Below are 10,528 nucleotides of genomic sequence, written 5' to 3' on the forward strand. Positions count from 1 at the left end.
TCCTTCCTCGGCCTCGGCGTGCAGCCGCCGCTGCCGTCCTGGGGCCTGATGATCGCCGAGGGCAAGCAGTACATGTTCTTCCAGCCCTGGATCATCACCATCCCGGGCGTGGCGCTCGTGGTGCTGGTCCTCGGCATCAACCTCCTGGGGGACGGGGTGCGCGACATCACCGCTCCCGAGGGGCGGCATTGAGGGCGCATCCGTCGAGGACGCAGCCGTCGACTTTTCCTCTCATCCCACCCGCGACCTCATCCTGAGGTCGCGGGTGGGATGGAGCGAGGCCGACCGACATTCCATCGAGCGACGATCAAGATCAGACAATTCTCCTTTTCTCACACGTGCACAGAAAGTCCCATCCATGTCGCGACGCGACGCCATCGCGCTGGCCCACCGGCACTACGACGACGGCAGCTTCCTCGCCGTACTCCGCGAGGCGGTCGCTCTGCCGACCGAGAGCCAGGCCCCGGACCAGGGGCCGGCGCTCGCCGCCTACCTCACGCAGTTCATGATCCCGGCGGTGTCGCGGCTCGGCTTGACGACCCGCCTCCTCGACAACCCACAGGCAGGCCGCGGGCCGTTCCTGATCGCCACCCGGCATGAGGGCGTCGACCTGCCGACCGTGCTGACCTACGGCCACGGCGACACGGTGCGGAACTATCCCGAGCAGTGGCGCGAGGGCCTGCACCCGCTCCAGGTCACGGTCGAGGGCGAGCGCTGGTACGGGCGCGGCACCGCCGACAACAAGGGCCAGCACCTCGTCAATCTCGGCGCCCTCGCGGCGGTGATGCAGGCGCGGGGCGGACACCTCGGCTTCAACGTCACGCTGCTGATCGAGATGGGCGAGGAGGCCGGCTCGCCGGGCCTGCGCGAGGTCTGCCGGGCGGAGGCCGAAGCGCTCAAGTCCGACCTCCTGATCGCCTCCGACGGGCCGCGGATCGAGGCGGCGCGGCCGACGCTGTTCCTCGGCTCGCGCGGCGGATACACGTTCGAGCTGGTGGTGGACCTGCGCGAGGGCGGCCACCATTCGGGCAATTGGGGCGGCCTCCTGCGCAATCCCGGCACCGTGCTGGCGAGCGCCATCGCGAGCCTCGTCGACGGACGTGGACAGATCCTCGTCGACGCCTTGCGCCCGCCACCGATTCCCGAGGGCGTGCGGGCGGCGCTTTCCGACATCACCGTCGGGGGCGATCCGAACGCCCCGGCGATCGACGATGGCTGGGGCGAGCCGGGCCTGACGCCGGCCGAGCGGGTCTTCGGCTGGAACACTCTCGAAGTCCTGGCCTTCAAGTGCGGCGATCCCGAAGGACCGCAGAACGCGGTGCCGCCCTCCGCCAAGGCGACGATGCAGCTGCGCTTCGTCGTCGGCACCGACTGGGAGACCCTGCTGCCGGCGCTCCGCGCCCATCTCGATGCCAAGGGTTTCCCGATGGTCGAGGTGCGCCAGGCGCGCGGCGAGGTGTTTCGCGCCACCCGCCTGCCAGTCGAGGACCCCTGGGTGACCTGGGCCCTGGCCTCGATCGAGGCCAGCACCGGCAAGCGCCCGGCGCTGCTGCCCAATCTCGGCGGCTCGCTGCCGAACGACGCCTTCTCGGACATCCTTGGGCTTCCGACGCTCTGGGTGCCGCATTCCTACCCGGCCTGCTCGCAGCACGCGCCGGACGAGCACTTGCTCGGCGGCCTGACCCGCGAGGCCCTGGGGCTGATGGCCGGCCTTTTCTGGGACCTCGGCGAGACCGGGCCGGCGGTGCTGGCCGGGCGGAAGGCGGTGGGTTGAGGGGTTGGTCGGCGATCTCGCGGAGAGTGACGCCGGCCGAGTCATTCCGGAGCCGCCGAGGTTTCGACATCCGTCGCGGCAGGCATCAGCGCGCCAGGCACGAATCTTCATTCGAACCAGCCCGCCCATCGGGCACGCAGAGGGCCAGAGATGAGCGAACCGATCGTCCAGATCCGCAACCTGACCCTCGCCCTGCCGCGGGGCGCCGACCGGCCGCACGCGGTCGAGGGCCTGACCCTCGACCTGATGCCGGGTCGCATCCTCTGCGTCGTCGGCGAGTCGGGCTCGGGCAAGTCGATGAGCGCCTACGCGCTCACCGGCCTGCTGCCGCGCTCGCTCAACGTCGCGGGCGGCGAGATCCTGTTCGAGGGCCGGGACCTGCTGCGCCTCGACGAGCGCGCCTGGCGCTCCTTGCGCGGCCGGCGGATCGCCATGATCTTCCAGGAGCCGATGACGGCGCTGAATCCGGTGATGCGGATCGGCGACCAGATTGCCGAGATGTTCGAGGCGCACGACCTGCTCACCCGGCGGGAACGCCGGGCCCGCGCGGTGGCGCTCGCCGGCGAGGTCGGGCTGCCCGACCCCGAGCAGATCGTCCGAGCCTATCCGCACCAGCTCTCAGGGGGGCAGCGCCAGCGGGCGATGATCGCGATGGCCTTGGCCCTCGAACCCGCCGTTCTGGTGGCAGACGAGCCGACGACGGCGCTCGACGTCACGACGCAGGCGCAGATCCTCAAGCTGATCCGCGACATCCAGCAGCGCCGCAACATGGCGGTGTTGTTCATCACCCACGATTTCGGCGTGGTCGCCGACATCGCCGATCACGTCGCGGTGCTCCAGCGCGGGCGGCTGGTCGAATCCGGCTCGGCCGAGGCGGTCCTGCGCCATCCCCACCACGCCTACACCAAGGCGCTGCTCGCCGCCGTGCCGAGCCTGACCCCGCCGAAGCGCGAGCCGATCACCGAGGCGCCGGTCGCCCTCTCGGTGACGAACCTCGCCAAGACCTACGCCACCCGCTCGGGGCTCCTCGGCAAGCCCCGGGTGGTGGCGGCGGTCAAGGAGGTCAGCTTCGATCTGCGCCGGGCTGAGACCCTCGGCATCGTCGGCGAATCCGGCTCCGGCAAGTCGACCACGGCGCGGCTGGCGATCCGGTTGATCGAGCCCGACCACGGCACGGTGCGCCTCGGCAGCCTCGACTTCACCGCCCTGGGGCCGACGGCTTTGCGCGACGAGCGCCGGCGGATCCAGATGATCTTCCAGGACCCCTTCGCCTCGCTCAATCCGCGCCGCACCGTCGAGCAGATCATCGCCGGCGGACCAATCGCCCACGGCACCCCGGCCCGCCAGGCGCGCGCCCGGGCGCGCGAACTCCTCGACCTCGTCGGCCTGCCGCCGAGCGCCGCCGAGCGCTACCCCAATGCCTTCTCGGGCGGCCAGCGCCAGCGCATCGGCATCGCCCGGGCGCTCGCCATGGAGCCGGACGTGCTCGTCGCCGACGAGGCGGTCTCGGCCCTCGACGTCTCGGTCCAGGCCCAGGTGCTGGCGCTCCTGGAAGACTTGAAGCAGCGGCTCGGCATCGCGATGCTGTTCATCACCCACGACCTGCGCGTCGCCGCGACGATCTGCGACCGGATCGCCGTGATGCATCGCGGCGAGATCGTCGAGATGAACCGCACCGAGGCATTGTTCCGGGCACCGGAGCATCCCTATACCCGCGCCCTGCTGGCGGCGGTGCCGGGCGCGATGTTCGCCGAACCGGCGTGACGCCCACACACCAGAGGAACGGGTGCACTACGCTGACTCGCCGAGATCAAGCAGAAGGCGTTCGCACCGGCCTGCCTGAGAACCTGTTTGAGCATACGTTCCTATCAAATATTAGCAGCAGGAGATTTTGTGCATTGTGGCGGTTTTTTTAAAAGTCCGCCCAAAAAAGCTCTCAGGATGGGCTAAAATGGCGCGATACTCCATAAACACCGTTAGATTTTCTCAGCACGATCTGCTCGATCAGGCCCCGAGAATCCGCTGAGAAAGCCCCCCGTCATACGAAACCAGCGCATTCTCGACCAACCGCCCGACCCGCGCCGTGGCCAGCGCCTCGTCGAACAGGATGCGGAAGAGGATCGGCGCGATGACCCGATCCAGCACCGTGTCGATGTCCGGAAACTCCTCGCCGCGCGCCGCCGCGCGCGCCGCGATGACGGCGATCTGCTGCCGGGCGTAGCCGCAGCAGCGCCGGGGACCGGCCTCGCCCTCGGCAGCGAGCACGTCGCGGATCATCTCGCGGCCGAGCGGCGAGGCCATCTCCTCGGCATATTGCTCGGCCCAGGCCAGGAGGTCGCCGCGGCCGCTGCCGGTCTCGACCGGCACCATGTCCGGCCGCAGCCGCTCGACGGCGACATCGGCCAACAGCTCGTTCAACTCGCCCCAGCGCCGGTAGATCGTCGAGGGCGTGACCCCGGCCTCCGCGGCGATCAGCGGAATCGTCACCGCGGCGCGGTCCATCCGGGCGAGGAGGTCCCGCGTGGCACGGTGGACCGAAGCCTGGACCCGCGCGCTGCGCCCGCCCGGGCGCGGCCCTCCCTCCCGCTCCGCCATCGCCCCTCACTCCTCAAACGCAAAGAATTTGCTTTTAGCGCGCCGCGGCGCTAACCCTTAACGCAACGGATTTGCGTTAGGGGCATGGCGATGCGCAAAGGTCAAGGATCCCGGCGGGTCGACCCGCTCGTCGTCCACGCCGTGACGCTGGGCGCGTTCTTCGCCGCGGCGGCGGCTCCGACGCCGCTCTACCGAGTCTACCAGGAGACCCTGGCGCTCTCGCCCGTCTTCGTGACCCTGGTCTTCGCGGTCTATGCGGTGGCCCTGCTCAAGGCGCTGCTCGTCACCGGCTCGCTCTCCGACCATCTCGGGCGCCGGCCGGTGATCGCCGGGGCGTTGTGGTTAGAGGCCGCGGCGATGGGCCTGTTCCTGCTCGTCGGGAACGGGCCCGGCTGGCTCGTCGTCGCCCGGATCGTGCAGGGGCTCGCCACCGGCATCGCCGCCGCCTCCCTGGGCGCCGCCCTCGTCGACGTGGATCGCACCCGCGGGCCGATCGTCAACGCGGTGGCCCCCCTCGCCGGCATGGCGGTCGGGGCGCTCGGCACCAGCACGCTGATCCAGGTCGCCCCGCTGCCGCTGCACCTCGTCTACGGCCTCCTGCTCTGCACCTTCGCCGGGCTGGCCCTGGCGGTGTGGACGATCCCCGAGAGCGCGGCGACGCGGCCCGGGGCGCTCGCCTCGCTGAAGCCCCGCATGGCCGTTCCGCCGCGGATCCGGCGGCCCCTGGCCCTGGCGAGCCCGATCAACATCGCCAACTGGACGCTTGCCGGCTTCTACCTCTCGCTCGTGCCCTCGGTGGTCGCGGCGGCCACCGGCAGCCAGGCGCCGCTGACCGGCGGGGCGGTCGTCACCGCCCTGATGGTGGCCGGCGCGGTCTCGGTGCTCCTGCGCCGCACGGCGCCGCCGCGGGAGAACCTGACCTTCGGGGTGCTCGCCACCGCGTTCGGCGTCGTCGGGGTCGTCGCCGGCATCCATGCGGCCAGCGTGCCGGTGCTGATCCTCGCCACGCTCGTCACCGGCTGCGGCTTCGGTCCGAGCTTCCTCGGCTGCCTCGGCACGATCATGCCGCTCGCCGAGCCCGAGGAGCGCGCCGGGCTGCTCGCCGCCTTCTACGTCCAGAGCTACCTCGCCTTCAGCCTGCCGGCGGTCGGCGCCGGCTTCCTCGCCCGCACCCTCGGTTACGCGGCGACGGCCGATCTCTACGCGGCGGCGATCCTGGCGGTGAGCCTGGGCGGGCTCGCGGTGATGCGGGCGCGCTCGGGGCGGGGACTGGCGGTGGCGTAGACGCCGTCGGTGTCTTCGCGCGTTCGGGGCGGCGGCCCGCTCATACCCCCCACCCGCTGAGCCCGATTGCGCATCCGCCCCGCCGGGTGTCCACTTCCCGGTGCGGCCCCGACCCAACCTCGCGGGTGCCGCGGCCAACGAGCCGACCAACAGGCTCTGCCCAGGGAGGAACGGGTGAGGATCGTCGACATCCAGTCCCAGATCGTATCGCTGCCCTTCGGTATGGGCGGCCCGCCGGCCACCTTCGCGGGCAAAGCCTGGACCCATCTCGACATCCTGCTGGTGCGGGTCGAGACCGACGAGGGGCTGGTCGGCTGGGGCGAGGCGTTCGGCCATGCCGGCATCCAGGCGACCCGGGCCGCCCTCGACACGATCGTGGCGCCCCTCGTGCTCGGGCGCTCGTCGGGCGACATCACTGAGGTGAGCCGGAGCGTGCTCCACGCCACGCATCTGCTCGGCCGCAACGGCCCGTTCGTCTTCGCCTTTTCCGGGATCGAGACGGCGTTGTGGGACCTTGCCGGCAAGCGGGCGGGCCAACCCGTGGCGCGGCTTCTGGGCGGCGTCCGCGAGCGGCTGCCGGCCTATGCCTCGCTGCTCGCCTACCACGACCCCGCTTTGGTGCGCCGCAACGTCGAGGCGGCCTGTGCGGCCGGCTACCGCCACATCAAGCTGCACGAGGTCACCGAGGCGGCGGTCGCGGCGGCGGCCGAGGTCACGCGGGCGCATGGCGCGGCCCTGATGGTCGACGTGAACTGCGCCTGGAGCGTGCCGGCGGCGCTCAGGATGGCCGACGCCTTCGCGCCCCACGATCTCCTCTGGTTCGAGGAGCCGGTCTGGCCGCCGGAGGACGTGCATGGCCTGGCGCAGGTCCGCGCCCGCGGCATCCCGATCGCGGCCGGCGAGAACACCGCCGGCCTGTTCGGCTTCAAGGCCCTGATCGAGGCCGGCGCCATCGACGTCGCCCAGCCGAGCGTCACCAAGATCGGCGGCATCGGTGAGATGCTGCGGGTCATCACGCTCTGCGAGGCGCATGGGGTGCGGCCCGCCCCCCACAGCCCGTATTTCGGCCCCGGCTTCATCGCGACGATGCACGTCGTCGCCGCGCGCGTCGAAGACCCGCTCGTCGAGGTGCTGTGGCTCGACATGGAGGCGAACCCGTTCGATCCTTGGGTCAGGGCCGAGAACGGCCAGGTGCGATTGCCCAAAGGCCCGGGCCTCGGCTGCGACCCGGACACGAGCGTGCTCGACCGCTACCGGGTCGGCGGCATCGTCCGCACGGCATAAAAAAACAGAAGAGAGGAAACGCCATGAAGGTCGACCGCGTCGAGACGCGCCCCCTCACCTTGCGCCCGGAGCGGCCGATCGGCTCGGCGCTCGGGCAGCTGCATTCGTTCGGCTGCATTCTGGTCACGGTCCACGCCGACGGGCTCACCGGCCAGAACATCGTGTTCACGCTCAACGATCGTCGGACAAAAGTCCTGCGCAGCCTGATCGACGAGATGGCCGATCTGGTGATCGGCCAGGATGCCGGCCACATCGCCGGCTTCTGGTCGCGGGCCTGGCGCGACGTCAATTTCATGGGCCACAAGGGCATGCCGATCATGGGCATCTCGGCCCTCGACGGCGCCCTGTGGGACCTTGGGGCCAAGCGCGCCGGCCTGCCGCTCTACCGGATGCTCGGCGGCGCCAATGCCCGCGTCCCGGCCTACCAGTCCGGCGGGTTGTGGCTCGACCGCTCGACCGACGAACTCGTCGCGGAAGCCGAGAGCTTCAAGGCGGCGGGCTTCCGCATGATGAAGATGCGCCTCTCGGCGGGCGATCCGGACTGGAACATCGACCGGGTGCGGGCGGTCCGCGCGGCGATCGGCCCAACAATCCGCCTGATGGCCGATGCCAACCAGGGGTTGACCGAGAACGAGGCGATCCGCCTCGGGCGACGCCTGGAGGAATTCGATCTCACCTGGTTCGAGGAGCCGCTGCCGGCCTGGGACGTCGAGGGTCTCGCCCGCGTCGCCGCCGCCCTCGACACCCCGATCGCCAGCGGCGAGACCGACTATACCCGCTATGGCTTCCGCCGGATGATCGAGCTGCGCTCGGCCGACATCCTGATGCCGGACCTCCAGCGGGTCGGCGGCGTCACCGAGTTCATGCGGGTCGGCCACCTCGCCGAGGCGCACGACCTGCCGGTCTCAAGCCACCTGTTTCCGGAGCAGAGCCTGAGCGTGCTTGGCGCGCTGGCGAACGCCCATTCGCTCGAAGTCATGCCGTGGTTCTCCGACCTGTACTGCGAGAGGCTGGACTTCGCCGACGGATACGCCATCGTACCGGAGCGGCCAGGGTTCGGATTCACCTTCGACGAGGATCGGATCCGGCACCTGGAGCGGCAAGGCGCTTAACAACCAAACGCGCCGGCCGGGACACGACAACGGGAGGAGGACGCCATGGTGACGACGAACCGTCGTGCGCTCGTGATGAATGCTGCCGGCGTTGCAGGCGCGGCGGCCCTCGGGTTCCCCCGGCCGGCTCTGGCGCAGGGGGAGCCCCTGCGCATCGGCTGGCTCGCGGCGATGACCGGCCCCAGCTCGGCCCCGACGGTCGGGTTCAACCGCGGCGTGATCTTCGCCGTCGAGGCGATCAACGGCGCCGGCGGGGTCAAGGGCCGCAAGATCGAGCTCGTCACCCGCGACACGCAGGGCGATCCGACCAAGGCGGTCAACGCCACCCAGGAGATGATCAGCCAGGCCAAGGTTCACGCCATCTGGGGGCCGACCAATTCGGGCGAGTCCCTCGCCGTCACGCCGATCATGGCGCGGGCCAAGATGCCGAACATCCACCCCTGCGTGGTCGACAGCCTGATCGACCCGGCGAAATACCCCAACGCCTTCCGCATCGCCCCGTCCAACACCCAGTGGGACGATGCGGTGCGCAGCTACTGCCTCAAGATCCTGAAGGCGAAGCGCGTCGCGGTGATCGGCGACACGACCGGCTACGGCGTCACCGCCGCCAAAGCCTCGGCGGCGGCGTTCAAGCAGGACGGCGCCGAGGTGGTCTATCTCGGCAACATCGATTCGACCCAGCCCGACATGACCCCCGACCTCTTGCGCGCCCGCAATGCCGGCGCCGAGGCCGTGGTGGTCTGGAGCGTGTCGACCGGCATGGATGCCCGCCTGTTCAACACCCGCGCCCGGATGGGCTGGGACGTGCCCTTCATCGGCCACCCCTCGATGGCCTCGGGCGAGATCGGCGGGCTTCTGGAGAAGCCGCAGAACTGGGACAAGGTCTACGCCATCGGCTACCGGAGCTGCTCCTACGGCGAGGACGGCAAGCTCGCGCCCCGCAGCGAGGAATTCGTCGCACGGCTCAAAGGCAAGGTCGCGCTGTCCGACACCCTGCTGTGGTGGGTGGCCGCCGGCTACGATGCGGTGAACCTGATCGCCAAGGCGGTGGAGGAGACGGGATCGAGCGCGCCGGACGCGATCGTCAAGCATTGGAACGGGCTGACCAAGTACCCGGGCATCTTCGGCGACTACACCTATACGGTTAAGGAGCATAACGGCTACCCGACCGAGGAGGTGGTGATGTCGGCGGCGAATTCCGGCCGCGACGGCAGCTTCCGGCTCGCCCCGGGCTATTCCTGACGGCGCGGAGGGGGGCGCCGCCATGCTCGCCTCGATCCTGGCCTCAGGCCTCGCCGTCGGCGCGATCTACGCGCTGATCGGCATCACCTACAACACGATGTTCTCGACCTCGCGGGTGATGAGCTTCACCGCCGGCCAGCTCGGGATGCTCGGCGGCGTGCTCGGCTCGCTGTTCACTCTTCGCCTCGGCCTGGCCTGGCCGCTCGGGCTGCTGCTGACGCTGGCCTGCGGCGCCCTCGTCGGCATCGTCACCGAGTTCGTGGCGGTGCGCCCGGTCCTGAAGAGCCTCGACCAGCATCTCTACGTGCTCTCGACGCTGGCGCTTGCCCTGATGATCCAGCAGGTCACGGCGATCGGCTGGAGCACCGAGCCGCAGCCCTTTCCGCGCCTCCTCGGGGGTTTTGGCGAAACTATCCTCGACGAGAAGTTCTGGCTGCCGGTCGCCGCCTGCCTCCTCGTCGTGGTCGGGCTCGAACTCCTCTACCGGCGCACCCTCATCGGCCACGCCTTCCTGGCGGTGGCGGAGGACAACTTCGCCGCCCGGGCCCTCGGCCTGCCCGAGCGGCGCCTGCGGGTGACGAGCTATGCGCTCGCCGGCGGCATCGGGGCGCTGGCCGGCTATGCCGGCGGCGAATTGCTGCTCGCCTTCTTCGCCAACGGGCCGCATCTCAACTTCTACGGCTTCATCCCGGTGGCGCTCGGGGGCTTGGGCAACAACCGCGGCGCGCTGATCGGCGGCCTCGTCCTCGGGCTGTTCCAGCAGACCGCGAACTTCGTCGTCGGCGGGATCTTCGCGTCGGTCGCCGTCTTCACCCTGTTCATCGTCGTGCTGCTGGCCGCCCCGCAAGGGCTGCTCGGCTCCGCCCAGGCGAGGCGCGTATGAGTGCCCATTCCGCGCTTGCGGCCTCCGGCGCCCCCGCCCGGCAGGGCATCGGCACGCGGCTGGCCGCGGTCGCGCCCTTCCTCCTCATCCTCGGCCTGGCGCTCCTGGTCCCGATCGCCGGCAACGATTACTGGACGCTGATCGCGACCCGGGCGGCGATCTACTGGATCCTGGTCTCGGGCCTCAACCTCGTCGTCGGCTTCGCCGGTCAGCTCGCCATCGGCTATGTCGCGCTCCTGCTCGTCGGCGCCTACACCACCAGCGTGCTCGCCGCCGGCACGGTCCTGCCGGCATTCCCGGTCGTCCTGGCGCTCGCCTGCGCGGGCGCCGTCGGGGCGGTGGTCGGGGTGGTGG

Annotated in this window: 9 protein-coding genes and 1 pseudogene; 9 read left to right on the forward strand and 1 reads right to left on the reverse strand. The window is 70.4% G+C overall.

The window, feature by feature from the left end:
• From VP06_RS26910 to VP06_RS26920, 3 genes and pseudogenes are all read left to right on the forward strand, one after another.
• Positions 1-192: pseudogene (locus VP06_RS26910) on the forward strand (ABC transporter permease); the annotation flags it as partial.
• A 166-nt stretch (positions 193-358) separates the two neighbouring features.
• Positions 359-1,774, forward strand: coding sequence for a M20 family metallopeptidase (locus tag VP06_RS26915; RefSeq protein ID WP_048466884.1), 1,416 nt, complete (start codon positions 359-361; stop codon positions 1,772-1,774).
• A 150-nt stretch (positions 1,775-1,924) separates the two neighbouring features.
• Complete coding sequence (locus VP06_RS26920) at positions 1,925-3,538, forward strand: ABC transporter ATP-binding protein (RefSeq protein WP_048466885.1); 1,614 nt, start codon at positions 1,925-1,927, stop codon at positions 3,536-3,538.
• Positions 3,539-3,778: 240 nt separating this feature from the next.
• On the opposite strand, the gene VP06_RS26925 is transcribed toward VP06_RS26920, so the two are convergent.
• Entirely contained in the window at positions 3,779-4,369 is a 591-nt protein-coding gene (locus VP06_RS26925; protein ID WP_048466886.1) for a TetR/AcrR family transcriptional regulator, read from the reverse strand.
• Between the two features lie 84 nt (positions 4,370-4,453).
• Here VP06_RS26925 and VP06_RS26930 point away from each other — a divergent pair, with 84 nt between their 5' ends.
• The 6 genes from VP06_RS26930 to VP06_RS26955 all read left to right on the forward strand — a co-directional run.
• Positions 4,454-5,653: an MFS transporter gene (locus VP06_RS26930; protein WP_048466887.1), complete on the forward strand. Its 1,200-nt coding sequence runs from the start codon at positions 4,454-4,456 to the stop codon at positions 5,651-5,653.
• 174 nt (positions 5,654-5,827) lie between these two features.
• Entirely contained in the window at positions 5,828-6,937 is a 1,110-nt protein-coding gene (locus VP06_RS26935) for a mandelate racemase/muconate lactonizing enzyme family protein (protein WP_048466888.1), read from the forward strand.
• Between the two features lie 23 nt (positions 6,938-6,960).
• On the forward strand, positions 6,961-8,049 hold the full coding sequence (locus tag VP06_RS26940; protein ID WP_048466889.1) for a mandelate racemase/muconate lactonizing enzyme family protein: 1,089 nt from the start codon (positions 6,961-6,963) through the stop codon (positions 8,047-8,049).
• A 45-nt stretch (positions 8,050-8,094) separates the two neighbouring features.
• A complete protein-coding gene (locus VP06_RS26945; protein ID WP_245291328.1) occupies positions 8,095-9,291 on the forward strand; it encodes an ABC transporter substrate-binding protein in 1,197 nt (398 codons plus the stop codon).
• 22 nt (positions 9,292-9,313) lie between these two features.
• The gene (locus tag VP06_RS26950) at positions 9,314-10,174 is read left to right on the forward strand and encodes a branched-chain amino acid ABC transporter permease (protein WP_048466890.1); all 861 of its coding nucleotides are present in this window, start codon (positions 9,314-9,316) and stop codon (positions 10,172-10,174) included.
• Positions 10,171-10,528 (forward strand): ABC transporter permease subunit (locus VP06_RS26955; protein WP_048466891.1); only part of this gene is annotated, 358 nt, incomplete at its 3' end. The genes VP06_RS26950 and VP06_RS26955, both read left to right, overlap by 4 nt.

Origin of the sequence: Methylobacterium aquaticum, assembly GCF_001043915.1 — a bacterium.
Lineage (GTDB): Bacteria > Pseudomonadota > Alphaproteobacteria > Rhizobiales > Beijerinckiaceae > Methylobacterium > Methylobacterium aquaticum.